Origin of the sequence: Kosakonia sp. YIM B13588 (genome assembly GCF_042788165.1) — a bacterium.
GTDB lineage: Bacteria > Pseudomonadota > Gammaproteobacteria > Enterobacterales > Enterobacteriaceae > Kosakonia > Kosakonia sacchari.
Window position 1 is genome coordinate 170,580 of the sequence record NZ_JBHZPO010000007.1, and the last position, 25,481, is coordinate 196,060.

The window sequence follows — 25,481 nt, forward strand, 5'->3', positions numbered from 1 at the left end:
TTATTCCGTAGATTTTTTCAGAATTAATCCGATCTTGTTAAGGAACTATTCAGATAACATGCCCAAGAATAAACGTCGTTGCGTAATATGGAATAAATACGGTGTCTGTAAATAAGAAGTTTTTAGCTATTTTTTTGTCTTTGTTTTGTCCGTTTTCGGTGGTTACCACAGCAGTTGCTGCAGAGAACTCCTGGTTCTCGAGTTTTACTGACAATGTGAAGCAAACCTGGCAGCAGCCAGAGCATTATGATCTCTATGTTCCTGCTATCACCTGGCATGCGCGTTTCGCCTATGACAAGGAAAAAACGGACCGCTATAACGAACGTCCGTGGGGCGCGGGTTTTGGTCAGTCCCGCTGGGACGAAAAAGGGAACTGGCATGGCCTTTACCTGATGGCGTTTAAAGATTCCTATAACAAATGGGAACCGATTGGCGGCTACGGGTGGGAAAAAACATGGCGCCCGCTGGCAGATGATAATTTCCGTCTGGGATTGGGGTATACGGCCGGGTTTACCGCGCGTGATAACTGGAAGTACATTCCCATTCCGGTGTTGTTACCGCTGGCATCTATCGGCTATGGCCCGGCGACCTTCCAGATGACCTACATTCCGGGCACCTATAACAACGGTAACGTTTACTTTGCCTGGATGCGCTTTCAGTTTTAACTGCAAATGCTGTGTTAACGCGGTGTGCAAATTTTAATCATTGCCTAAAACGCGGAATAAACTCACTTTTGCAAAAAAGTTAGCGACATTTATCACTTTTTCACGAATAACGACTGGACAAAAGTCGTCACAATTGTTGTACTGATACCCGACACAGCATTTGTGTCGATTTTTCATGTAAAGGTAATTTTGATGTCTAAGATTAAAGGTAACGTTAAGTGGTTTAATGAATCCAAAGGATTCGGTTTCATTACTCCGGAAGATGGCAGCAAAGACGTGTTCGTACACTTCTCTGCAATCCAGAGCAATGGTTTCAAAACCCTGGCTGAAGGCCAGCGCGTTGAGTTTGAAATCACTAACGGTGCCAAAGGCCCATCTGCTGCGAACGTAATGCCTGTTTAATTCAGCTACGTACGTACAGTAAGAATTCCAAAACCCGCCGTAAGGCGGGTTTTTTTATGCTTTCAATTTGCGTTAACCGAGGAAAACAACCAAAACGCCAGCGCCGTCATGGCAAACGAACCCAGCAGGTTTACCGCCACATTCAGCAGCGCCCAGTTAATTCGTCCCTCCTGTAGCAAAAACACCACTTCAGCGGAAAAGGTAGAAAAGGTCGTCAGCCCACCACAAAAGCCGGTGGTTAACAACACTTTCCAGACGGGATCGATGTGCGTCATACGATTGAACCACGCCAAACCCATACCGATAATAAACGCGCCAAGTAGGTTGGCGGTGAGCGTACCAACAGGGATCGCCTGATGTGCCGGATTAAGTTTCATGCTTAACATCCAGCGCGCAACGCTGCCGGTTCCACCGCCAATAAATACCGCTAAAAGAAGTTGTAACACCGTGAGATCCTGCTATTTGATTTGTTAGAGTGTTGAGTTTAGCGTCATGGCTATTTTCTGGCTATCGTGACGAAGCGAGAGGACTAAAGATGATTGTTGCAGCCGGGCAATTTGCGGTCACGCCAGACTGGCGGACCAATGCGCAGACGTGTGTTGCGTTGATGGCACAAGCGGCAGCGCGTCAGGCGTCGCTGCTGGTGCTGCCAGAGGCATTACTGGCAAGAGATGATGCCGACCCCCACCTTTCGGTCAAATCGGCGCAGACGCTGGATGGCGGCTTTCTGAGCCTGTTGCGTACGGAGAGCCAGCGTAACGCGTTGACGACGGTGTTGACGGTGCATGTTCCGTCAACCGAAGGCAGGGCAATTAATACGCTGGTGGTATTGCGCGGTGGAGAGGTGATCGCGCAGTATGCCAAGCTGCATTTGTATGACGCATTCAATATGCAGGAGTCGCTGCGAGTGGACGCCGGGTACGATATTCCTCCGTTGATTGATGTGGAGGGCATGAAGGTCGGGTTGATGACGTGCTACGATTTGCGCTTCCCGGAACTGGCGTTGTCGCTGGCGCTGCAGGGTGCTGAACTGCTGGTGTTGCCTGCTGCCTGGGTACGCGGTCCGCTCAAGGAGCAGCATTGGTCGACGCTGCTATCGGCAAGGGCGCTGGACACAACATGTTATATTGTCGCGGCCGGCGAATGCGGCAATAAGAATATCGGGCAGAGCCGGGTTGTTGATCCGCAGGGCGTGACGGTTGCGGCAGCAGCAGAAGCGCCACAGCTGATTTTCGCAGAGGTCACGCCTGAACGCGTGGCGCAGACACGCGAGAAACTGCCGGTGTTACGCAATCGCCGTTTCGCTGTACCGCATTTATTGTGATGTTTTTTTAAACAATGCTTGATTCATCTCGTTACACATTGCTATTGTGTGCGCGCGTCGAATGACCGTTAATGAAGTCCGGTTATAATGGCGTTTTATGCAGCCTGTTTTAAGAAAGAAGGTATCTATGGGTGAGATTAGTATTACCAAACTGCTGGTTGTGGCCGCACTGGTTGTTCTGCTGTTTGGAACCAAAAAATTGCGTACGCTCGGCGGTGACCTGGGCGCAGCCATCAAAGGCTTTAAAAAAGCCATGAATGATGATGATGCAGCGAAAAAAGCTGACGAAGTCACAGCAGAAAAACTCTCTCACAAAGAGTAACAGCGGCTTTGACAGGCGAAAAAAAACCGGCGCAGAAGCCGGTTTTTTTGTTTGCAGTGTAAGCAAGTACTACTTCACTTCAATGCCTTTTGCCTGCAGATCTGCATGGTAAGAGGAACGAACGAACGGACCACAGGCTGCATGGGTAAAGCCCATCGCCAGCGCTTCCTCTTTCATTTCGTCAAACTCATCCGGGCTGACATAGCGCTGCACAGGCAGGTGGTGGCGGCTTGGCTGTAGATATTGACCCAGCGTCAGCATCGTCACGCCGTGACGGCGCAGATCGCGCATGACCTCGATGATCTCTGCGTTGGTTTCGCCTAAGCCAACCATCAAGCCGGATTTCGTTGGGATTTCCGGATGAGCTTCTTTAAAACGCTCCAGAAGTTTCAGCGACCAGTTGTAATCTGCGCCCGGGCGAACCTGGCGGTAAACACGCGGCACGTTCTCCAGGTTGTGGTTAAACACATCCGGTGGCGTGGCAGTGAGGATATCCAGCGCACGATCCATACGACCACGGAAATCTGGCACCAGCGTTTCGATTTTGATCGATGGGCTTTTTTCGCGGATTGCAGTAATGCAATCAGCAAAATGCTGAGCACCACCGTCACGCAAATCGTCACGGTCAACAGAGGTGATTACTACATAACGCAGCGCCATATCAGCAATGGTTTGCGCCAGTTTTTGCGGTTCGTTGGCATCCGGTGCCACAGGGCGGCCATGTGCCACATCGCAGAACGGACAGCGGCGCGTGCAGATAGCGCCAAGGATCATAAAGGTTGCCGTACCGTGGTTGAAACACTCAGCAAGGTTCGGGCAGGAAGCCTCTTCGCACACAGAGTGCAGCCCGTTTTTACGCATGGCTGCTTTAATACCCTGGATACGGGAAGAGTCGGCCGGGAGTTTGATTTTCATCCATTCCGGTTTTCTTAACAGGGCTTCGCGCTCTGTCGCCACATTTTTAACCGGGATAAGCGCCATTTTATCGGCATCGCGGTACTTAACACCGCGTTCCATCACAATGGGTTTACTCATAGCGTGCGTGTTCCAGTTGCGGATAACGAAGTAAGCATTTCAATTCAAATGAATGTTGTATTTATCAACTATTTTTGAATTAAGTTGCGTGCAGTATACCATTGATGGGGGATAGAAAGCAGCCTGACAACGGGGCAATTTGTAAAATAGTTGTTGTTTTGTGCCGAATGCCCAATAAGGGTTAGCGCTTTCGCCAGGCACGGACGGGCGTTAAAAAGCCCGTCGGATAACATTAATGACGCTTTCCAGTACCGGGTCGCGCAGGCTCAACTTATTGTAAAAGAGTGAGATTTCAAGCTGCTCGTTACTGATTGGTGGGTAATCAATTTCAACCAGCGGCCAACAGCCATTGAATAACTCAAACAGCCGCGCCGGCATTAACCCGAGCATATCGCTGTTGCCGATCAGTGCCGCAATCGTAAACATATTGTAACTGCTGAAGCTTACCTGACGCTCCGGGAAAAGATCCTGTACGCGTTGGCGAAGCCCGCTGAGATTTTGCCCTTCCAACATCAGCAGCGTGTGTTCGTACTGTTGCAAAACTTCTTCATTGATTGGCCCATTTAAACAAGGGTGCCCTTTACGGCATACCAGCATGACGCGGTCGCTATAAAGAACGTGATGATTAATGGTACGAGAGCCTGCAATGTGCGTATCAATAATTAAATCGGTTTGAAACTGGCTGAGCTGACTTTCCGCATCGTTAACGGGAATATTACGCATCATCAGATGCGGCGAACTCTCTTTTATTGCCTGGAAGATAACAGGTATAACTAATGCACCAATCGATGGTGGCGTGCCGATGGTAATCGTACGTTGTTTGTCATAACTGCCGGTCAGATCTAATGCGCCAAGAATAGACTCCAGCCCCTGGCTGATATATTCGTGCAGATGGGAAGCATAAGCCGTAGGCGTCACGCCCTGGCCTTTACGAATGAAAAGCGGATCGGGAAATATTGCGCGTAATTTTTGAATAGACTGGCTAATTGCGGAAGGCGTTAAATTGAGCACTTTCGCCGCGTTGACTATCCCTTTGTGAACATATACTGCCTCAAAAATGGTCAATAAATTGAGATCAATATTGCGCAGCGTTCTGAAGACTTGCGGCTTATCATCGTCGGGGCGCACGGTTATTCGCTTTTCCTGCAGGTTATTATTATCCACGCTTGTGCTCCGTATTCATTCAAAAACTGAATGATAGTTGAATTTATTTTTTTTGTTGATTATTAACTTGAGTAAACATCCTGTCTCTCGTCATCATGACGTAGTTTTTCATCGCAAGGCCAGACAATACATGCAAAAAAGATTGGACTGGAGCGCGTATACAAAGCCTGGCAACGTGCTTTAATGCTAATTATCCCGACAAAGCAGGCAGGTTGAAAATAGAGAATATGGCTTCTATTGTAAAGCGCTAACAGGCCAAATAAATAACTACCCGCACAAAATGCGGGCTTCTATACATGATATATTAAGCGTTCATATATTGATGCGGTGGATTGTTTAGTAGCGCTAAAAATTGTTGGATGAGAATCGTCCTTAATTTATCCATATCGCTATTTTCCACCAGTTGGCTGACCTGGGTCATTTCCATACCCGCGTACCCGCAAGGATTGATACGCATAAACGGCGCCAAATCCATATCGATATTCAGCGCCAGCCCATGAAATGAGCACCCTTTACGGATCCGCAGCCCCAGAGAACAGATTTTCTTGCCTTGCACATATACGCCGGGTGCGTCAGCACGCGCCTGTGCGTCAATCCCGAGTGTTGCCAGCGTATTGATAACCGTATTTTCTAGCAATGTGACAAGTTCGCGAACGCCCACTTTTCGCCGCTTCAGATTAATTAATACATACATGACCTGCTGGCCTGGCCCATGGTAGGTTACCTGCCCGCCGCGATCGCTCTGGATCACGGGAATATCGCCTGGTGCCAGCACGTGTTCGGCTTTGCCGGCCTGGCCTTGCGTAAAGACGGGGTGGTGTTCTACCAGCCAGATTTCATCCGGCGTCGTCTCGTCGCGAGCATCGGTGAATTCATGCATCGCCCGAGAAATAGGATCATAAGGCTGCAAGCCAAGATTGCGGATAAGAATGGTGTCCTGAGACAAAACGGCATCCCCGGGAGAGAAAAAGAGTGGGGGGAGTATATCACAGCGAAGACGTTACCCGAATGGCTCCGGGTAACGTGATGAACAATTACAGCACCATACGAACAATTTCGATATTGCCGAGTTCTTCGTACAGCGTCTCTACTTGCTCAATATGCGTAGCGTTAATGGTGATGGATACCGAGTGGTAATTGCCTTTGCTGCTCGGTTTTACCTGCGGAGAGTAATCACCTGGCGCATGGCGCTGTACCACTTCAACCACCAGATCAACCAGCTCTGGTTTCGCCAGACCCATCACTTTGTAAGTAAAGGGAGTCGGGAATTCAAGCAGTTCTTTAAGATTGGTTTTCATGTCAGCTCCGGCGTAAAAAATAAGAACTCCTGCCGCAAGGGCAGGAGTTTTTCTGAGATGCTAAGTATATGGGGACGGAAATCACACTTTCAAGTGTTCAATTTTTAGCCAAACCAGTGATGGAACATCAATTTAATGTAATCAATGATTTTGCCGAAGAAATTGCCTTCCGGGATCTCCTGGAGCACCACCAGCGGGCGTTGCTCGATGGTTTTACCATCCAGTTGGAAGTTGATAGAGCCAACCACCTGATTTTTCTGCAGCGGTGCGTGCAGTTCGCTGGTGTTCAGCACATAGCTGGCTTTCAGATCTTTCATGCGACCACGCGGAATGGTCAGGTACACGTCTTTATCAACGCCCAGCGAAGCGCGATCGCTGTCGCCAAACCATGCCGGCTCTGAAGCGAACTCTTTACCGGCTTTGATCGGACTTACGGTTTCAAAGAAACGGAAGCCCCAGGTCAGCAGTTTCTTGCTTTCGGTTTCACGGCCTTTAAACGTGCGACCACCCATCACAGCAGAGATCAGGCGCATCTGGCCTTCGGTTGCTGATGCCACCAGGTTATAACCCGCTTTATCGGTGTGGCCGGTTTTAATCCCGTCGACATTCAGGCTGTTATCCCACAGCAGGCCATTACGGTTGGTCTGGCGAATGCCGTTAAAGGTAAACTCTTTCTCTTTATAAATGGAGTATTCGTTCGGCACATCGCGGATCAGCGCCTGACCAATCAGCGCCATGTCACGCGCGGAGCTGTACTGACCGTCCGCATCCAGGCCGTGTACGGTCTGGAAGTGGCTGTTTTGCAGGCCCAGCGCTTTAACATAGTTGTTCATCAGGCCGACAAACGCATCCTGGCTGCCCGCCACATAATCGGCCATTGCCACGCAAGCATCGTTACCGGATTGCAGGTTGATTCCACGGATCAGTTGGGATACCGGCACTTGCATACCTGGTTTCAGGAACATCAGCGAAGAACCACGGAACACCGGGTTGCCGGTGGCCCAGGCGTCGTTACCAATCGTGACCAGATCGCTGTCTTTGAATTTGCCCGCTTTCATGGCCTGGCCAATAACATAGCTGGTCATCATCTTGGTCAGGCTTGCCGGATCGCGGCGCGCATCAGCGTTTTGCTCAGCCAGCACTTTGCCGGAGTTATAGTCGATCAGGATATAGGATTCCGCGTCAATCTGCGGAACGCCCGGGATCATGGTCTTAATATTCAGGTCATCGGCATGCGCAGCGGAAAGAGAAGCTGCAGCCAGCGCCGTGGTGAGCGCCAGGCGCTGCATAAAACGAGCGGAAAAAGTGGTCTTCATGGTCGAACAACGACATCCGTGATGGAGTTAAAAAAAGTGCCTTACTATAGCAAAAGCTATACCTGCAGGCATCTGACTTTCAGCATGACTTTGTTAATGTTGCTGACATAAGTTGACAAAGTCAGACGCCTTAGCAAGGTTACTGGGCGTTCGTGACGAATGACTGCAACTGCGCCTCGTTTTGCAGGCGCTGCTGCAAGGCGCTGGCGTCCGCTTTGTTGCTGAACGGCCCTAACTGTACGCGCCAGACAGCCCCGTTTTGCGTGACGCGGCCAGGAACCGCAAACTGCTGCGCCAGGCGCTGCTGGTATTGCTGCGCACGCGTCTGATCGCTGACGGCACCCACCTGCACCATATAACCGCTGCTGCTTACTGCCGCAGCGCTGCTGGCTGGTGCGGCCGTATGTACGTTGCCCTGTACTGAGCCTGGTGCGGTAACGGGCGAAGTGCGCGTTGGTGTGTAAGTTTGCGCAGCCGGAGCAGTCTGTGCGGCCGGCGTAGCCGTTGGCGTTACAGATGCTGTAGCAGGTTGCGCTGCTGTCGCGGTCGCAGTATCGGTGCTTCCTTCCAGCACGCCAGAGGCAAGTGGGGTTGGTGCGCCCAGGAAGCCGCCGCTACGCACTGGCGCCGCGGTTGTATCGTCGCTTTTCAGCGTGTCGTTACTGATAGCGTGCACATTGCCCTGCGGCTCTAACGGCTGTGGGGCCGAAGAGACGCTGCCGAGACCGCCGCCAAGATCGGGACGCGCAGGCAACGCGTAGGTTTGCTGTGCAACTTTCGTACACGCCATACCCGGGCCGGAAAGAGAGCCATCCTGCGCAACGATAATCGGGTCAATACGCACTTTGGTGTTATTGGAGGTGTTCAGTCGATCTGCCGCCGCACGTGACAGGGAAATCACGCGATCGTTGCCGTAGGGCCCGCGATCGTTAATGCGGACCACAATCATGCGACCATTCGCCAGGTTGGTGATACGCGCATAGCTCGGAATGGGCAGCGTCGGGTGTGCTGCGGTAAGCTGCATTGGATCGAACGCTTCGCCGGAAGCAGTCAAATTGCTGCCGGGTTCGGCATCATAAATAGCAGCCAATCCCGCCTGGCTAAAATTCGCCGGATTCTGCACGATTTTGTAGCGCTTACCGTCGCGTTCATAATCCTGATTCGCCGTGGCGACAGGCGCTTCGTAATGAGGCTCCGCACCGCTAATTTCAACGACAGGGCCGTTACACACCGCAGGTTGCGGCGCTACGGTCGTCTGCTGCTGACCATCATCGTTCGAACATGCCGCCAGTAATCCTGCTGCTATGCAGATCCCAAGCCATTGCTTACGCATTGCCCACCTCTTATACGCTCTTTGACAACATTTTCCTGTGGGTATGGATCGACATAACGATACCAAACCCGGCCATGAGTACGATCAGGGCAGAACCCCCGTAACTGATCAGTGGCAGCGGTACGCCTACCACCGGCAGGATACCGCTCACCATACCAATATTTACGAACACATAAACGAACAAAATCAACATTAAACCACCGGCCATGACGCGCCCGAATGTGGTTTGCGCCCGGGCGGCAATCCACAGCCCACGCATAATCAGCAACACGTACAGCGCCAGCAAAATCAGAATACCGATGAGGCCCAGCTCTTCCGCCAGCACTGCAAAGATAAAGTCGGTATGGCGTTCGGGCAGAAACTCCAGTTGCGACTGGGTTCCGTGCAGCCAGCCTTTACCACTCAGACCGCCGGAGCCGATGGCGATTTTTGACTGAATAATATGATAGCCCGCGCCGAGCGGATCGGTTTCCGGATCGAGCAGCATCATCACGCGCTGGCGCTGATAATCATGCATCAGGAAGAACCACAGCACCGGGATAAACGCCGCCACCAGCACGGCGGCAATGCCAATCAGCCGCCAGCTTAACCCGGAAAGAAACAGCACAAACAGCCCGGAGAGCACCACGAGGATGGAGGTTCCCAAATCCGGTTGCGCCGCCACCAGCAGCGTCGGCACGAAAATCAGCGCCAGCGCGATAGCGGTATTCTTCAGCGAAGGCGGGCAGACATCGCGGTTAATAAAGCGCGCCACCATTAACGGTACGGCAATTTTGGCGATTTCCGAAGGCTGGAAACGCACTACGCCCAAATCGAGCCAGCGCTGCGCGCCTTTTGAAATAGCGCCGAAGGCATCCACTGCGACAAGCAAAACGACGCAGAAAATGTAGAGATAGGGCGCCCAACCTTCATAGACGCGTGGCGGCACCTGCGCCAGGATAACCATGATAATCAACCCCATGGCGATCTGACCGATTTTGCGCTCGGTCATACCGATATCCTGGCCGCTGGCGCTCCAGATAACAATCGCGCTGTAAAACAGCAGCGCGAGGATAATTAGCAGCAGTACCGGATCGATGTGGATTTTATCCCAGAACGATTTCTTGTTCGGATTATCCGTCATGTTATTGGTCCTCCACTGCTGCCGTGGACGGGTTTTCCGTTGGCAGCTCGGTGTTGTTATCGCCAAGCATAATGTGATCGAGGATCTGGCGCATGATCGTACCCACCGCCGGACCAGCGCCGCCGTTTTCCAGAATGACAGCGACGGCGACCTGCGGGTTATCGTAAGGGGCGAACGCCGTCATCAATTTATGATCGCGCAGACGTTCCGCAATACGATGGGCGTTATAGGTTTCATTGGCTTTCAAACCAAAGACCTGGGCGGTACCGGATTTCGCCGCGACTTTGTACGGCGCGTTGGCGAAGTATTTATGACCCGTACCATTCGGGCGGTTGGCTACACCATACATCCCGTCTTTGGCAATCTCCCAGTAACCAGAGTGAATATCACCCACCGGCGGCTGTGCAGGCTGTTGCCACGGCACTTGCTTGCCATCTTCTACCGTGCTCATCAGCAGATGCGGCACTTTAACAACGCCGTCATTAATCAGCGTCATCATCGCTTTGTTCATCTGTAATGGTGTTGCTGTCCAGTAACCCTGGCCGATCCCTACCGGAATGGTATCGCCCTGGTACCACGGCTTTTTAAAGCGCTTCAGTTTCCATTCGCGGGTTGGCATGTTCCCGGCGCGCTCTTCCGAGAGGTCAACGCCGGTATAGTGACCGTAGCCAAATTTGCCCATCCACTCTGCCAGGCGGTCAATGCCCATATCATAGGCGACCTGATAGAAGAAGGTATCGGCGGACTCTTCCAGCGACTTGGTGACGTTCAGGTGGCCGTGACCCCATTTTTTCCAGTCGCGGTAACGTTTTTCCGAGCCGGGTAATTGCCACCAGCCGGGATCAAACAGGCTGGTGTTGCGCGTGATCACCCCGGCGCTGAGTGCGGAAACGGCCACATACGGTTTCACCGTGGAGGCCGGCGGGTAAACCCCTTGCGTTGCGCGGTTGATCAGCGGCGTATTCGGATCGTTTAACAGTGAAGCGTAATCTTTGCTGGAAATGCCATCGACAAACAGGTTCGGATCGTAGCTTGGCATCGACACCAGCGCGAGAATGCTGCCATTGCGTGGATCGGTGACTACCACGGCGGCACGGCTGCCAGCGAGCAGCGTTTCAATATATTGCTGGAGTTTTAAATCCAGCGTCAGGTAGATATCGTGACCGGCCTGCGGCGGTACTTCTTTGAGCTGACGGATCACGCGGCCGCGGTTGTTGACTTCTACCTCTTCATAACCGGTCTGACCGTGCAGCACATCTTCGTAATAGCGCTCAATGCCCAGTTTACCGATATCGTGGGTGGCGGCGTAGTTTGCCAGCTTGCCCTCTTTATCCAACCGTTCGACATCTTTATCGTTAATTTTCGACACGTAACCAATGACGTGCGTCAACGCGGAACCATACGGATAAAACCGGCGCTTATAGCCCTTGACCTCAACGCCGGGGAAACGGTACTGGTTCACCGCAAAGCGCGCCACCTGAACTTCCGTCAGATTCGTTTTTACTGGTATTGAGGTGAAGCGGTGCGAGCGAGATCGCTCTTTTTTGAAGTTGGCGATATCGTCGTCGTTCAGATCGACCACATCGCGCAGGGCATCCAGCGTTTGCTGCACATCATCAACTTTCTCCGGCATCATCTCGACCTGGTAGATGGTGCGGTTCAGCGCCAGCGGCGTGCCGTTGCGATCGTAGATAATGCCGCGGCTTGGCGCGATAGGCACCAGCTTAATGCGGTTTTCGTTGGAGCGGGTCTGGTAGTCCGCAAAACGGACGATTTGCAGGTTATAAAGGTTGGCTACCAGCACGCCGGTAAGCAGCAAAATCCCCGTAAAAGCGACCAGCGCCCGGCGCACAAACAGCGCGGACTCAGCCGTATAGTCGCGAAAAGAATTCTGTAATTTCATCCGCTGCTTAATCTACCCAAGACTCGTCGTTACTCACGGTGATAAGGATGGTTGGTGGTAATACTCCATGCGCGATACAGGCTTTCGGCAACCAGCACGCGCACCAGCGGGTGAGGTAACGTTAGCGCAGAGAGTGACCAACTTTGTTCTGCCGCCGCTTTGCAGGCTGGTGATAGCCCTTCCGGCCCGCCAATCAGCAAGCTGACATCGCGCCCGTCTTGCTTCCAGCGCTCCAGTTCGTTTGCCAACTGCGGCGTATCCCAGGGTTTGCCCGGAATATCGAGGGTAACGATACGATTTTTGCCGGCCGCGGCCAGCATCAGTTCACCCTCTTTATCGAGAATGCGTTTGATATCTGCGTTCTTGCCGCGCTTTCCCGCCGGAATTTCGATTAGTTCGAACGGCATATCTTTTGGAAAGCGGCGCAGGTATTCACTAAAACCTGTCTGTACCCAGTCCGGCATTTTCGTGCCGACGGCGACCAGTTGCAGTTTCACGCATTAACCCCAGAGTTTTTCCAGCTCATACAGGCGACGGCTCTCTTCCTGCATGACGTGGACAATCACATCGCCCAAATCGACAACGACCCAGTCCGCGGCGCTTTCACCTTCGACACCCAGCGGCATCATGCCGGCTGCACGCGATTCCTGTACCACATGATCCGCAATAGAGATAACGTGACGCGTAGAGGTGCCGGTGCAGATAATCATGCAGTCGGTGATACTGGATTTACCCTGAACGTCAATGGCTACGATATCTTGACCTTTCAGGTCATCAATTTTGTCGATAACAAAATCCTGGAGTGCTTTACCCTGCAAGTGTTCCCCCTGGGGTGAGTGAAAAATGTACTGTTAATGAACGGCATGACATTATACCTGAACTGCATCGATTGTCGGGGTAAGAGAGACCCGGCAAGTTTAAAAGTTGGCTATCATCCCATCACGGGCGCGCGATTGCATTGCCATTTTTGTAAAACAATCTCTGCGCGCGGAGGATAACAGCCTGTGAGGGCGTGTCAATGGCCGAATCAGCGGCGTGAATAGGATGCGTGAAAAACACGCTATGCAACGTCCACGTGCCATGCTGCGCGACTATTTAATACCCGTAGCGTGGCGAAATCATCATGGATATCAATAGCGCTCCAGCATCCTTGATCAACACGAAAATGCCACAGCGATGCGGCAGGCATGCTGAGCAAGCGGGCTATCAACAAACTCAATACCCCCTGATGACTGGCGATCAACACGTTCTTGTGCTGACTTTTTATATCGGCAACCAGCGCAATAACTTGCTCAATTCGTGCAGAAAATGCCTGAAATCCTTCACCATTGGTAGGAACGGCGTGCTGCCAGTCGGTACACCAGGCGGCATAGCTTTCCGCATCTTCTCGCGTTAAATCGCGATGATGGCGCATTTCCCAGTCACCGAAAAACATCTCGTTGAGCAAGGGGGTGGTATGAACGGCAAGCGCGCGTGATTCCAGCACGTGCGCAACCGTCTGCTGCGCGCGCTCCAGTTCACTGCAAAGCACATAATCGAAGGGCGCATTCGCGAGTAAATCGCGCAGGGCTTCCGCCTGCGCCAGCCCTTTGGGTGTCAGCGGAGTCGGTGAATGGCCGCTATAAAGCCCGGCCACATTCGCTTCGGTTTCTCCGTGGCGTATCAGCCAGAGTCGCATTGTGATCTCCCGTCTGGATTTGTGCGCAAAGTTTACCATTGCGTCCTGAATCACGGCCTCTTTTTCGTTTAAGATAACGGCTTTTAACCGGAGCGGAAGATGGCTTTGTTTCACAGTGCGCACGGTGGCAACACGCGTGAGGCGGCAGAACTGTTGGGGATATCGGCGGAGCAGTTGCTTGATTTCAGCGCCAACATTAATCCGGCTGGCATGCCGGCATCGCTTAAACATGCGTTGCAAAATAATTTGTCTCTCGCCGAGCGCTATCCGGATGTCGAGTATCAGCGTTTGCATCAGGCTCTGGCGGCTCATCACCAGGTTCCGGCTTCATGGATACTTGCCGGGAACGGTGAAACGGAAGCGATCTTTGCGCTGGTCAACATGCTTAAGCCACGTAAAGCGATGCTGATAACGCCAGGGTTTGCGGAATACCGCCGGGCGCTGGCGTTGGTGGGATGTACGATTAGCGACTATCAATTGCGTGAGATTGATGGTTGGCAGCTTAGCGATGCGCTGCTGGGCGCCCTTACCGCCGATCTTGACTGTTTATTTCTCTGTACACCGAATAACCCCACCGGCTTGCTGCCGGACGACGCTTTGCTGCACGCGATTGCCGCACGTTGCAAAGCGCTGGGAATTACGCTTGTCCTCGACGAAGCCTTTATGGATTTTATTCCCGAACGCGAAGGTTTTATTCCTTATCTGGCACAGAATCCGCACGTTTGGGTGCTGCGTTCACTCACCAAGTTTTACGCCATTCCTGGCTTGCGATTAGGGTATGTGCTGGGCAGCAAGGAACAGCAAGTCAGGTCTATGCGCGATGCGCAGATGCCGTGGTCCATCAATGCCTTCGCTGCGCTCGCTGGTGAGGTGATTTTACAGGACTGCGACTATCAGCAGGCAAGCTGGAACTGGCTTAATAAAGAACGTCCGCGTTTATTCGCCGCGCTGAACGCGCTGCCGGGGTTAACGGTCTGGCCAGGTTGTGCAAATTATCTTTTTATGCGCTGTGACGTGCCGGAGATAGAGTTACAACAGGCATTGCTTTCCCGCCACATTTTGATTCGTAGCTGTGCCAATTACCCAGGGCTGGATGCGCGCTATCACCGTGTGGCGGTGCGAAGTGAAGGGGAGAATGATCGGCTTATCGCTGCCATGACGGCGGTGCTCAGCGGTACAAACCCTGCTCGTTGATATATGCCATGACGGATTCGGGGAGCAAATCATCACACTTTTCGCCGTGCTCCAGCCGTTCACGGATAAGCGTCGCCGAAATGTTGAACCACGGGGTTTCGGCAAGGTAAATCCGTCCGGCAGGTAAAACATGCAGATCTTCAGGATTGGTGGTGAGGTGGGCTTCCAGCCACTGCTGATGCGTTTCCTGCTCCATTGTCAGCGGGTAACCAGGGCGGCGGCAGACAATCAGATGGCAGTTATCCAGAATGGACTCGTAGTGGTGCCAGGTGGGGAAAGTCAGCAGTGAATCCTGACCGATGATAAACGCCAGTGGGCGCTGCGCACCTTGCTCTTCCCGCCACTCCTGCAAAGTTTGCGCCGTATATGAAGGAGTGTCGCGGCGCAGTTCGCGTTCATCAAGGGTGAATAAGGGCTTATCGGCAATCGCCAGTTCGACCATTTTTTTGCGTTGCTGGCTGCTGGCTTCGGGTTGTGCACGGTGCGGCGGCACGTTATTGGGCATGATTATCACCCTGGAAAGGCCAATCTGGTTCGCCAGCGCTTCCACAGGTTTCAGGTGCCCATAATGGACCGGATCGAATGTACCGCCAAACAGTGCCTGCAACTGATTCATATCAACCATCAATAAAAACGTCTGCCAGTGCCTTATGACAGAGTAGCAGAGAAAGCCCTTCAAGCTCGGCCCAGACCGATTGACCAAAATCCTGCTTCACAATCAGCTCAATGCGGCTCAGCAAATGAACCGCCTGGCGTAACTGGTCGAGGCTCAGGCGATTAAGCGCATCGCCCGTCACGCCCCGGCGGTTTTGCCACACCCGATGCTTATCAAACAGCGCACGCAATGGCGTATGTGCTGACTGGCGTTTCAACGTCACCAGCAACAGCAATTCGCGTTGCACGGTACGCAGCAGGATCACGGGTTCACACGCTTCCAGTCGCAACTGGGTGAGAATGTGCAATGCGCGTTTGCTTTTCCCGGCAAGTAGCGCATCAACCCAGTGGAAAGGGGTGAAGTGCGCAGCATCGTTCACCGCATGTTCCACGCGGGGTAGGGTGAGTTTGCCATCCGGCCACAGCAGCGCCAGGCGTTCCAGCGCTTGCGCCAGTGCCAGTAAGTTTCCTTCGTAACAATAACAAAGTAACTGATTGGCGGCGTCATCCAGTTCCAGCTTGTTTTGCTTTGCCCTGGCGGCAACCCAGCGCGGCAGGTTCGCCTGTTCCGGTGTCTGGCAGCTTACCTGCACGGCACGATTATTTAACTGCGTTATCCATGCCGCATTTTCCTGCGCTTTGGTCAGCTTGTTCCCGCGCACCGTCAAAATGAGGTCGTCATGCAGCAGGCTAACCAGCTTTGCCAGTTGTTCATTGATAGCAGCGTTTGGGCCATTTTCGGGCAGCTGTAACAGTAACGTCTGGCGGCTGGCGAACAGACTCAATGCCTGGCAGATGGAGAAAATCGCATCCCAATCCGTGCTGGCATCCAGTGTGAAGGTATGGTGTTCGATGAACCCCTGTTCAGAGGCGACCTGACGCACAGCGTCCTGGCTCTCTTGTAACAGCAGCGGATCATTACCGAGGAGTAAATACGCCGCGCGCAGCCCTTCATTAAGCTGCGCGCGGAGTTGTTCAGGATACAACCTGAGCATTAGCTACCCGGTTGTGTGGAAGAGGAGCCAGTCGTCGAGGTGGCGGCGTCCTGTGTGCTTTTCGCGTCTGCCGTATGTACGCTAGGCAGCTTACGAATTAGCTGTTCGGCTGCTTTGTCATACATCTCCTGAACGATCATCTCCTGCTCTGCCGCTTTTGCCAGTGCCGTTTGCGGGTTATCGAAGAAGGAACGATAAACTTTGGTATTGATCGGGTAAATATCATGACCCGGGATCAGCACGCTGGCGTTTACGGTCAGCACCAGTTGATATTCCGCAGTTCGGCCATCCTGGAAAACAGAAGCCGTGTCACGAGAGAATGTTACGGCGCCCAGACGCAAAGAAGGCACATCCTGACGAGTGGACGTTTTCTCCAACAATTCGACGCCATTCAGGCGCAACTGGCTGCGGATCGCGCGGCTCAGCGGGCCATTCGGATCCCCGGAGTCAAAGAACATCGTTTTCATTTCAGTTGGCACCTGCGTGGTATTACGCAGATGCCAGCCACATCCGGCGGTGATGAGCACCGCCAGTGATACGAACAATGTAGCCAGATATCGCACGCTTCCTCCCGCGCTTAGCCAACGACCAGATTAAGCAGTTTACCCGGTACGTAAATCACTTTACGCACGGTCACGCCATCAAGATATTTTGCCACCAGATGTTCCTGGCCTGCACGTTCACGCACCTGTTCTTCCGTCGCGTCAACGGCAACAGTAATTTTACCACGCACTTTACCGTTAACCTGGACGACGACCAGCGTGGTGTTTTCCACCATCGCGTTCTCATCAGCCTCCGGCCACGGTGCGTTGTCGATATCGCCTTCGCCGCCCAACGCCTGCCACAGCGTGAAGCTTGCGTGTGGGGTGAACGGGTTAAGCATACGTACCACCGCCAGCAGAGCTTCCTGCATTAAGGCGCGATCTTGTTCGCTCTCCTGCGGCGCTTTCGCCAGTTTGTTCATCAGCTCCATAATCGCCGCGATAGCGGTGTTAAAGGTCTGACGGCGACCGATGTCATCGGAAACTTTCGCGATGGTTTTATGCACGTCACGGCGCAGGGCTTGCTGATCTTCACTCAACGCAGCCAGATCCAGCGCGGCAACAGCACCCTGAGCGGTGTGTTCGTAAACCAGTTTCCAGACGCGTTTCAGGAAGCGGTTCGCGCCTTCCACACCGGATTCCTGCCACTCCAGCGTCATATCGGCTGGGGATGCAAACATCATGAACAGACGCACGGTATCCGCGCCGTAACGCTCAACCATTTCCTGCGGGTCGATACCGTTGTTTTTCGACTTGGACATTTTGCTCATGCCGGTATAAACCAGCTCGTGGCCCGCCGGATCGGTCGCTTTGACAATGCGCCCTTTTTCGTCACGTTCAACAATGGCATCTTTCGGCGAAACCCAGTTACGCTCACCGTTTTCACCCACGTAATAGAACGCATCGGCCAGTACCATGCCCTGGCACAGCAGCTGTTTCGCAGGCTCATCGGAGTTCACCATGCCCGCGTCGCGCATCAGTTTGTGGAAGAAGCGGAAGTAGAGCAGGTGCATGATGGCGTGTTCGATACCGCCAATATAAATATCTACCGGCAGCCAGTAATTTGCCGCTTTCGGGTCCAGCATGCCTTCGTTGTGCTGCGGGCAGGTATAGCGCGCATAGTACCAGGACGACTCCATAAAGGTGTCAAAGGTATCAGTTTCGCGCAGTGCCGGTTGGCCGTTAACGGTAGTTTTGGCCCACTCAGGATCGGCTTTAATTGGGCTGGTGATGCCGTCCATGACTACATCTTCCGGCAGGATAACCGGCAGTTGATCTTCCGGTGTTGGAATAACGGTACCGTCTTCCAGCGTCACCATCGGGATTGGTGCGCCCCAGTAACGCTGACGGGACACGCCCCAGTCGCGCAGACGGAAATTCACTTTGCGCTCGCCCACGCCTTTGGCCGCCAGTTTGTCGGCAATGGCGTTAAAAGCGGCGTTAAAGTCAAGGCCGTCGAATTCGCCGGAGTTAAACAGCACACCTTTTTCGGTCATCGCTTGTTCGCTAAGATCCGGCGCATTGCCGTCTGCGTTGAGGATGACCGCCTTGATCGGCAGATTGTATTTAGTCGCAAATTCGTAGTCGCGCTGATCGTGACCCGGAACGGCCATCACCGCGCCAGTACCGTACTCCATCAGCACAAAGTTTGCAGCCCACACCGGGATGGCTTCGCCGGTCAGCGGGTGAATGGCTTTCAGGCCGGTATCAACGCCTTTTTTCTCCATCGTCGCCATATCGGCTTCCGCAACTTTGGTGTTACGGCATTCATCGATAAAGGACGCTAACTCAGGTTTGCTCGCGGCAGCCTGCTGCGCCAGCGGATGACCCGCCGCAACGGCAAGGTAAGTTGCGCCGATAAACGTGTCCGGGCGAGTGGTGTAGACCGTCAGTTTCTGGTCGCTGTTCTGCACGTCGAAGGTGATCTCCACGCCTTCAGAACGGCCAATCCAGTTACGCTGCATGGTTTTCACGGTATCCGGCCAGTGATCCAGATTATCCAGGTCATTCAGCAGCTCGTCGGCGTAAGCGGTGATTTTAATAAACCACTGCGGGATCTCTTTACGCTCAACTTTGGTATCACAGCGCCAGCAGCAGCCGTCGATAACTTGTTCGTTTGCCAGCACGGTCTGGTCGTTCGGGCACCAGTTCACCGCAGAGGTTTTTTTATAGACGAGCCCTTTTTTGTACAGCTCGGTAAAGAACTTCTGTTCCCAACGGTAATATTCCGGGGTGCAGGTCGCCAGCTCGCGGCTCCAGTCATAGCCGAAGCCCAGCATTTTTAGCTGGTTTTTCATGTACGCGATGTTGTCGTAGGTCCATGGTGCCGGTGCGGTGTTGTTTTTTACCGCTGCGCCTTCAGCGGGCAGACCAAACGCATCCCAGCCAATCGGCTGCAGTACGTTTTTACCCAGCATGCGCTGGTAACGGGAGATCACATCGCCGATGGTGTAGTTACGGACGTGGCCCATGTGTAGTCGGCCAGAAGGATAGGGGAGCATCGACAAGCAATAGTATTTCTCTTTGCTCTCGTCTTCAGTGACTTCAAATGTGCGCTTCTCTTCCCAGTGGCGCTGTACTTTGGATTCTATCTCTTCCGGGCGGTATTGCTCTTGCATGGCAGCCAGTAGTCCTGTTTTTGCTACAGCTACAAATGTAGCGTTGTTACGTGATTTTTCGAAAGGCATAGCATAGCCCAAACGCCACTCTCAAAACAGCCTTTCCGCGAGGCGGGAATGAAATTGCCACCGCCTTTGGCGGCTACTTTTTTGTCGACAGTGCGGGCGAGTCGGCACAGCGAGCAAGAAATAACGTCTACCATTAGAGAGAGTTACTGAACCGGGAGGCGAAACGATGAACAAGGTTGCTCATTTTTACCGTGAACTGGTGGCGGCGTTGACCGAGCGTTTACGCAATGGAGAGCGTGATATTGATGCCCTGGTTGAACAAGCGCGCCTGCGCGTGGCGCAAACCGGCGAGTTAACGCGCACGGAAGTTGACGAACTGATGCGCGCAATTCGCCGCGATCTGGAGGAGTTCGCCCTCAGTTACAGCGAAAGCCAGGAGGAGGTCACCGACAGCGTATTTATGCGGGTGATTAAAGAGAGTATCTGGCAGGAGCTGGCGGATATCACCGATAAAACGCAGCTTGAGTGGCGTGAAGTGTTTCAGGATCTCAACCACCACGGCGTGTATCACAGTGGCGAAGTGGTAGGGCTTGGGAATCTGGTTTGCGAGAAGTGTCATTTTCATCTGGCGGTCTACACGCCGGATGTGTTGCCGTTATGCCCGAAATGTGGACATGACCAATTCCAGCGCCGCCCGTTCGAACCGTAATCCCAAAATCGCCTGCCCGAAGCGGGCAGGCGCAGGCTGTTAATGCAGGATTTTTGCGAGGAAGTCTTTAGCACGTTCGGATTTTGGATTATCGAAGAAGGCGTCCTTCTCTGAATCTTCGACAATTTTCCCTTCATCCATAAAGATCACCCGGTTCGCCACTTTGCGGGCAAAGCCCATTTCGTGGGTTACCACCATCATGGTCATGCCTTCGTTCGCCAGTTCGACCATTACGTCCAGCACTTCGTTGATCATCTCGGGATCGAGCGCGGAAGTCGGTTCATCAAACAGCATCGCCACTGGATCCATACAGAGCGCACGGGCAATCGCCACACGCTGCTGCTGGCCACCGGAGAGCTGCGCCGGGAACTTATTCGCATGCGCTGACAAACCAACGCGCTCAAGCAGCTTGAGCCCTTTTTCCCTTGCAGCGGCTTTATCACGCTTCAGCACTTTTACCTGCGCCAGCGTCAGGTTTTCGATAATCGACAAGTGCGGGAACAATTCAAAGTGCTGAAACACCATCCCGACGTGAGAACGCAGCTTCGCCAGATCGGTTTTCTTGTCATTCACTTTGGTGCCATTGACGACAATCTCGCCTTTTTGCACCGGTTCCAGCCCGTTGACGGTTTTTATCAGCGTGGATTTACCGGAGCCGGACGGCCCGCAAACCACCACCACTTCGCCTTTTTTCACTTCGGTGGAGCAATCGGTCAACACCTGAAAGTGACCATACCATTTAGAAACATTTTTCAGGGATATCATTAGACGGTCCTTTTCTTCAGCCAGCTGACCAACAGCGAAGCACTCAAACTGATAACAAAATAGACAGCACCGGCAAACAGGATCATTTCAACCTGCGTACCATCGCGCTCGCCAATAGTAGATGCGGTGCGGAAGAAATCCGCGAGGCTCAGGACATAGACCAACGAGGTGTCCTGAAACAGCACGATGCCCTGCGTAAGCAGCAACGGAACCATAGCGCGAAATGCCTGCGGCAGAATGATGAGTTTCATCGATTGCCAGTGCGTCATACCGAGCGCCAGTGCGGCACTGGACTGCCCGCGGGAGATACTCTGGATGCCTGCGCGAATGATTTCTGAATAGTAGGCCGCTTCAAACATCGAGAAAGCCACCATTGCTGAAATCAGGCGGATATCGGTTTTGGGTGACAGACCGAGCACGTTTTGCAGAAAACCCGGCACGATCAGATAGAACCACAACAGCACCATCACCAGCGGAATGGAGCGGAACACGTTAACGTAGCTCTTGGCGAACCAGCGCAGCGGGGCGAAAGTGGACAGGCGCATTACTGCCAACAGCGTTCCCCAGACGATACCGAAAACAATCGCAATCGCCGTGATCTTCAGCGTGACGATCAGACCCGCTACCAGGTACGGCAACGAAGGGACGATTGAACTCCAGTCAAATTCGTACATGATTATTTGCCCCCCATATTGCCCGGCAGGCGAATTTTGCGTTCAACCAGGTTCATCACCAACATAATGAAAGCGTTAATTAAGACATACGCAACGGTGATTGCCGTAAACGATTCCCAGGCATGTGCCGAGTAATCCAGCAATTTCCCTGCCTGCGCTGCCATGTCCACCAGGCCGATGGTGGAGGCGATGGCCGAGTTTTTCACCAGGTTCATCATCTCCGAGGTCATCGGCGGCACAATCACGCGATAGGCGTTAGGCAGCAATACATAACGGTAGGTTTGCGGCAGCGTCAGCCCCATCGCCAGACCGGCGTTTTTCTGCCCGCGCGGTAGCGACTGAATCGCGGCGCGTACCTGCTCGCAAACGCGAGCGGCGGTAAACAGCCCCAGGCAGACCATTGATGAGAGGAAGAACTGGATATTCGGATCCAGCTCTGATTTGAACCACATGCCGATATCTTCTGGCAGCAGTTCCGGCACTACCAGGTACCAGGTAAAAAACTGCACGATCAGCGGCACGTTGCGGAACAGTTCGACATAAAGGGTGCCAATGCCGGACAAGAAACGGTTAGGGACGGTGCGCAGGATGCCAAACAGGGAACCGACCAGGAAAGCGATAATCCAGGCCGTCACGGAAAGCGCAATGGTGACCTGAAAACCACTCCATAGCCAGCCAAGATAGGTGGTGTTGCCGAACGGGGCCTGTTCAAGAAATATTCCCCAGTTCCAGTCTATGGACATAAATCTACTCCGGAAAAAAAAGGGTAGCAGCGCTACCCTCGAAGATTGTATGAAGAGCGAGTTTTCGTGTTGAGTGGGGAACGGCCACTCAGCATATAGTCTGTCCGTGCTACTTCGACAATCGAGAGGGCAGGTAAACCCGCCCCTAATGGTTGTAATTAGTTCAGAGCTTTGTCATTCGGTTCTTTGAACAGCGCTTTCATATCGTCAGAGAGATCGAAATTGAGGTTCATGTTTTTCGGCGGAATCGGGTTTTTAAACCATTTATCGAAGGATTTTTCCGCAGCACCCGAGGTTTGAAGTTGCGCGATGGTGTCATCCATCAGCTTTTTGAACTCCGGATCGTTTTTACGCAGCATACATCCGTAGGCTTCTTTCGATTGCGGTGTGCCAACGATATCCCAGTTATCCGGTTTTTTCGCTTTCGCACGTTCACCCGCCAGCAGGGCGTCATCCATCATAAAGGCCACTGCGCGGCCGCTTTCCAGCGTACGGAACGAGTCGCCATGGTCTTTCGCGCTGATAATGCGCATATCCATTTTCTTCTCGTCGTTCAGCTTGTTCAGCAGAATTTCTGACGTCGTACCGGAAGTTACCACCACAGCTTTGCCTTTCAGGTCGGCGAAGTCTTTAATCGGGCCGCCTTTTTTGGTCAGCAGACGTGTGCCAACCACGAAAATGGTGTCAGAGAACGCCGCTTGTTTCTGACGTTCAACGTTATTAGTGGTGGAACCACATTCAAAATCGAAGGTGCCGTTTTGCAGCAGCGGGATACGGTTTTGTGAAGTGATTGGAATCAGTTTTACCGCCAGATCCGGCTTGTTCAGTTTTTTCTTCACGGCTTCAACAATAGCGTTGGAGTAGTCCTGGGAGTAACCCACAACTTTTTGTTCATTGTCGTAGTAGGAGAACGGTACGGAAGATTCGCGATGACCGACGACGATAACGCCGTTTTTAGCAATTTTAGCCAGCGTAGCTTGTTGATCGGCCGGCGCTGCGTCGGCAGGTTTTGCATCTTCAGCATGCACCAGACCGGCGGACAGTCCCATCACCAGCATCGCGGCGGCCAGTTTACGTAATTGCATATCCAGACTCCTTTATCGTCAGCGCCAGAGACGCGTATTGATACCCATTGTGTGTATTGTGTTTTTGTTGTTCTGCGACAATATCGTGCAGTGTCGTGTGTGTTTGTTACATTCAGTCTGGCTTAATGTAAAGATTTTGCTGCGGTATTGTTTATTTTTGCGAGGCGCGCCGCACCGTTTAGAGGCAAAAATCTTCCATTGCACCAGATTGGTGCTGCTACTGTTTCCTGCTGGTGCGACCTAAGTTGCACATAAGCGGGTTACATAGCTGCCTGATAGATATAAGCAAACCGCATGCCAAAAACGGCTTAATCGTAAATTTTGCGTAGCGAAGAGAGGATGCCCGGTAAGCAGACCGTCACCGGGCAGAACAACGAGGAGAGGGATTAACGGCGGCGCTGACGCAAGCCCATCACCAGGGCGCCAAAGCCCAGCAGCGCGGTGATAATCCACAGCGGCCAGTTACCCGTGCGGGCATACGGCGTGAGGCCAGAGGTCGGTGTCACCTTTGCCGTCAGCACTTCACGGGTAAATTGCGGGATCATCGCCTGGATTTCACCCTGTGGGCCAATGACCGCAGTGATGCCGTTATTGGTACTACGCAACAGCGGTCGCGCCAGCTCCAGCGCACGCATCCGCGCCATCTGGAAGTGCTGCCACGGGCCGATGGATTTGCCAAACCAGGCGTCGTTCGAGATGGTCAGCAGGAAATCGGTATCCGGGCGGAAATTATCACGCACCTGCTCACCAAGGATGATTTCATAGCAGATTGCCGCCGTCAGCGTTAGCCCATGCGCCGTCAGCGGAGGCTGTACATAAGCGCCACGGCTGAAGGAGGACATCGGTAAATCGAAGAACGGTGCCAGCGGGCGCAGAATCGACTCCAGCGGCACAAACTCGCCAAACGGCACCAGATGATTTTTGTTGTAGCGATCGCTTGAGCTGTAGCTGTACGCGTTGTCTTTGCCCAGCGTAATGATGGTGTTGTAGGTATCGTAACGGTTTTGCTTATTGAGACGTGCATCGACAATCCCGGTGATAAGCGTACTGTTATTTGCCCGCAGTAAATTATCCATGGCGCTTAAAAAGCGTTGCTGGTTAATTTCCAGATCGGGAATGGCGGACTCCGGCCAGATAATCAGCTGCGATTTACCCATCACTTGTTCACTGGCTTCGCTGTAGATTTTCAGCGTATTGAGCAACTGGTTTTCGTCCCACTTCATCGATTGTGGAATGTTCCCCTGCACCATCGATACCTGAGTGGTGCGCTCCGGCAGCAGTTGATACCACTGGATATAACGCAGCGGGAAGGGCAGAGCGAACAGCACGACGGCGACAACCAGCGGGCGCAAGCGACGCTGCACTACCGCCAGCACCACCAGACCGCTGACCACCATCAGTAAGAAATTGATTGCTTCAACGCCAAGCACCGGCGCGAGGCCTTTCAGCGGCCCATCTATCTGGCTGTAACCAAACTGGAGCCACGGGAAACCGGTTAGCACCCAGCCTCGCAGGAACTCGGTGATTTGCCAGACGACGGGCGCGGCAACGGCCAGTCGCAACCAGGTGGTATGTGGCCACAGACGTGACAAAATACCGGCGAACAGCCCGGTGTAGAGCGACAAATAGGCCGCCAGCAGTACCACAAGGAAAATATTGACCGGGCCTGGCATGCCGCCAAACTGGGCGATACTGACATACACCCAGTGCACACCGCTGCCAAACAGACCAAGCCCCCAGAAATAGCCAATCCAGGCAGCCTGCAACGGGCGGCGATTCAGGGTTAAACCCTGTAGACCAATCAGGGAGATAAGTGCGGCGGGCCAGAAATCATAAGGAGAAAAAGCCAGCGTTCCGCTGGCTCCGAATAACAACGCCAGCAACAGACGTATGCGCTGGCGCTCAAACAATGCGGCAAATACCATTTACA

At 53.0% G+C, this 25,481-nt stretch carries 27 protein-coding genes; 6 read left to right on the plus strand and 21 right to left on the minus strand.

Going from position 1 to position 25,481, the window contains the following annotated elements; all coding sequences use genetic code 11:
- The first annotated feature begins 134 nt into the window (after positions 1-134).
- Together pagP and cspE are read left to right on the plus strand one after the other, a co-directional pair.
- Entirely contained in the window at positions 135-665 is a 531-nt protein-coding gene (gene pagP / locus ACFX4U_RS14025) for a lipid IV(A) palmitoyltransferase PagP (protein ID WP_349350659.1), read from the plus strand.
- A gap of 192 nt (positions 666-857) precedes the next feature.
- Positions 858-1,067 carry a transcription antiterminator/RNA stability regulator CspE gene (gene cspE, locus ACFX4U_RS14030; protein WP_007373839.1) on the plus strand — a complete coding sequence of 70 codons (210 nt, stop codon included), beginning with the start codon at positions 858-860 and terminating at the stop codon, positions 1,065-1,067.
- 62 nt (positions 1,068-1,129) lie between these two features.
- On the opposite strand, the gene crcB is transcribed toward cspE, so the two are convergent.
- A complete protein-coding gene (gene crcB, locus ACFX4U_RS14035) occupies positions 1,130-1,513 on the minus strand; it encodes a fluoride efflux transporter CrcB (protein ID WP_017455875.1) in 384 nt (127 codons plus the stop codon).
- Positions 1,514-1,602: 89 nt separating this feature from the next.
- Here crcB and ACFX4U_RS14040 point away from each other — a divergent pair, with 89 nt between their 5' ends.
- The gene (locus tag ACFX4U_RS14040; protein WP_313506591.1) at positions 1,603-2,391 is read left to right on the plus strand and encodes a deaminated glutathione amidase; all 789 of its coding nucleotides are present in this window, start codon (positions 1,603-1,605) and stop codon (positions 2,389-2,391) included.
- Between the two features lie 127 nt (positions 2,392-2,518).
- Entirely contained in the window at positions 2,519-2,713 is a 195-nt protein-coding gene (gene tatE / locus ACFX4U_RS14045) for a twin-arginine translocase subunit TatE (protein ID WP_017455877.1), read from the plus strand.
- 69 nt (positions 2,714-2,782) lie between these two features.
- On the opposite strand, the gene lipA is transcribed toward tatE, so the two are convergent.
- The 11 genes from lipA to ACFX4U_RS14100 form a co-directional block, all read right to left on the minus strand.
- The gene (gene lipA / locus ACFX4U_RS14050) at positions 2,783-3,748 is read right to left on the minus strand and encodes a lipoyl synthase (protein WP_200551574.1); all 966 of its coding nucleotides are present in this window, start codon (positions 3,746-3,748) and stop codon (positions 2,783-2,785) included.
- A 210-nt stretch (positions 3,749-3,958) separates the two neighbouring features.
- Positions 3,959-4,912 carry a YbeF family transcriptional regulator gene (locus tag ACFX4U_RS14055; protein WP_305736757.1) on the minus strand — a complete coding sequence of 318 codons (954 nt, stop codon included), beginning with the start codon at positions 4,910-4,912 and terminating at the stop codon, positions 3,959-3,961.
- Positions 4,913-5,216: 304 nt separating this feature from the next.
- A complete protein-coding gene (lipB, locus tag ACFX4U_RS14060) occupies positions 5,217-5,858 on the minus strand; it encodes a lipoyl(octanoyl) transferase LipB (RefSeq protein WP_305736756.1) in 642 nt (213 codons plus the stop codon).
- 88 nt (positions 5,859-5,946) lie between these two features.
- Positions 5,947-6,210, minus strand: a complete 264-nt coding sequence (ybeD, locus tag ACFX4U_RS14065) for a DUF493 family protein YbeD (protein WP_017455881.1) — start codon at positions 6,208-6,210, stop codon at positions 5,947-5,949.
- Between the two features lie 104 nt (positions 6,211-6,314).
- Positions 6,315-7,526, minus strand: coding sequence for a D-alanyl-D-alanine carboxypeptidase DacA (gene dacA / locus ACFX4U_RS14070; RefSeq protein ID WP_017455882.1), 1,212 nt, complete (start codon positions 7,524-7,526; stop codon positions 6,315-6,317).
- A 139-nt stretch (positions 7,527-7,665) separates the two neighbouring features.
- Positions 7,666-8,859: an endolytic peptidoglycan transglycosylase RlpA gene (rlpA, locus tag ACFX4U_RS14075; protein ID WP_313506592.1), complete on the minus strand. Its 1,194-nt coding sequence runs from the start codon at positions 8,857-8,859 to the stop codon at positions 7,666-7,668.
- Between the two features lie 10 nt (positions 8,860-8,869).
- Complete coding sequence (gene mrdB / locus ACFX4U_RS14080) at positions 8,870-9,982, minus strand: peptidoglycan glycosyltransferase MrdB (RefSeq protein WP_020457005.1); 1,113 nt, start codon at positions 9,980-9,982, stop codon at positions 8,870-8,872.
- A gap of 1 nt (position 9,983) precedes the next feature.
- Complete coding sequence (gene mrdA / locus ACFX4U_RS14085) at positions 9,984-11,885, minus strand: peptidoglycan DD-transpeptidase MrdA (protein ID WP_305736754.1); 1,902 nt, start codon at positions 11,883-11,885, stop codon at positions 9,984-9,986.
- Positions 11,886-11,914: 29 nt separating this feature from the next.
- The gene (rlmH, locus tag ACFX4U_RS14090) at positions 11,915-12,382 is read right to left on the minus strand and encodes a 23S rRNA (pseudouridine(1915)-N(3))-methyltransferase RlmH (protein WP_017455886.1); all 468 of its coding nucleotides are present in this window, start codon (positions 12,380-12,382) and stop codon (positions 11,915-11,917) included.
- A gap of 3 nt (positions 12,383-12,385) precedes the next feature.
- On the minus strand, positions 12,386-12,703 hold the full coding sequence (gene rsfS / locus ACFX4U_RS14095; protein WP_017455887.1) for a ribosome silencing factor: 318 nt from the start codon (positions 12,701-12,703) through the stop codon (positions 12,386-12,388).
- Between the two features lie 242 nt (positions 12,704-12,945).
- Complete coding sequence (locus ACFX4U_RS14100; RefSeq protein ID WP_313506594.1) at positions 12,946-13,563, minus strand: adenosylcobalamin/alpha-ribazole phosphatase; 618 nt, start codon at positions 13,561-13,563, stop codon at positions 12,946-12,948.
- A 99-nt stretch (positions 13,564-13,662) separates the two neighbouring features.
- On the opposite strand from ACFX4U_RS14100, the gene cobD reads away from it, so the two are divergent.
- Positions 13,663-14,757 carry a threonine-phosphate decarboxylase CobD gene (gene cobD / locus ACFX4U_RS14105; RefSeq protein WP_313506595.1) on the plus strand — a complete coding sequence of 365 codons (1,095 nt, stop codon included), beginning with the start codon at positions 13,663-13,665 and terminating at the stop codon, positions 14,755-14,757.
- Here cobD and nadD read toward each other — a convergent pair.
- From nadD to leuS, 4 genes are read right to left on the minus strand one after another with little or no spacing between them, the layout of a single operon-like run.
- Entirely contained in the window at positions 14,732-15,373 is a 642-nt protein-coding gene (gene nadD / locus ACFX4U_RS14110) for a nicotinate-nucleotide adenylyltransferase (RefSeq protein WP_313506608.1), read from the minus strand. The two genes, cobD and nadD, sit on opposite strands and share 26 nt — an antisense overlap.
- A gap of 1 nt (position 15,374) precedes the next feature.
- Positions 15,375-16,406, minus strand: coding sequence for a DNA polymerase III subunit delta (gene holA, locus ACFX4U_RS14115; RefSeq protein WP_065369008.1), 1,032 nt, complete (start codon positions 16,404-16,406; stop codon positions 15,375-15,377).
- A complete protein-coding gene (lptE, locus tag ACFX4U_RS14120; RefSeq protein WP_313506596.1) occupies positions 16,406-16,969 on the minus strand; it encodes an LPS assembly lipoprotein LptE in 564 nt (187 codons plus the stop codon). Before lptE ends, holA begins: the two co-directional genes overlap by 1 nt.
- A 14-nt stretch (positions 16,970-16,983) precedes the next feature.
- Positions 16,984-19,566, minus strand: coding sequence for a leucine--tRNA ligase (gene leuS / locus ACFX4U_RS14125; protein ID WP_349350605.1), 2,583 nt, complete (start codon positions 19,564-19,566; stop codon positions 16,984-16,986).
- Positions 19,567-19,801: 235 nt separating this feature from the next.
- Here leuS and ACFX4U_RS14130 point away from each other — a divergent pair, with 235 nt between their 5' ends.
- Complete coding sequence (locus ACFX4U_RS14130; protein WP_313506598.1) at positions 19,802-20,284, plus strand: zinc ribbon-containing protein; 483 nt, start codon at positions 19,802-19,804, stop codon at positions 20,282-20,284.
- Positions 20,285-20,323: 39 nt separating this feature from the next.
- Here the strand turns inward: ACFX4U_RS14130 and gltL are convergent, their stop codons facing one another.
- The 5 genes from gltL to lnt all read right to left on the minus strand — a co-directional run bounded on the left by gltL (position 20,324) and on the right by lnt (position 25,476).
- On the minus strand, positions 20,324-21,049 hold the full coding sequence (gene gltL, locus ACFX4U_RS14135) for a glutamate/aspartate ABC transporter ATP-binding protein GltL (RefSeq protein WP_017455896.1): 726 nt from the start codon (positions 21,047-21,049) through the stop codon (positions 20,324-20,326).
- The gene (gene gltK, locus ACFX4U_RS14140; protein ID WP_131406268.1) at positions 21,049-21,723 is read right to left on the minus strand and encodes a glutamate/aspartate ABC transporter permease GltK; all 675 of its coding nucleotides are present in this window, start codon (positions 21,721-21,723) and stop codon (positions 21,049-21,051) included. Before gltK ends, gltL begins: the two co-directional genes overlap by 1 nt.
- A gap of 2 nt (positions 21,724-21,725) precedes the next feature.
- Complete coding sequence (locus ACFX4U_RS14145; RefSeq protein ID WP_305736747.1) at positions 21,726-22,466, minus strand: amino acid ABC transporter permease; 741 nt, start codon at positions 22,464-22,466, stop codon at positions 21,726-21,728.
- A 158-nt stretch (positions 22,467-22,624) separates the two neighbouring features.
- Positions 22,625-23,551, minus strand: a complete 927-nt coding sequence (locus ACFX4U_RS14150) for an amino acid ABC transporter substrate-binding protein (protein ID WP_017455899.1) — start codon at positions 23,549-23,551, stop codon at positions 22,625-22,627.
- Positions 23,552-23,937: 386 nt separating this feature from the next.
- Positions 23,938-25,476 carry an apolipoprotein N-acyltransferase gene (gene lnt, locus ACFX4U_RS14155; protein WP_305736746.1) on the minus strand — a complete coding sequence of 513 codons (1,539 nt, stop codon included), beginning with the start codon at positions 25,474-25,476 and terminating at the stop codon, positions 23,938-23,940.
- Between the last annotated feature and the right edge of the window lie 5 nt (positions 25,477-25,481).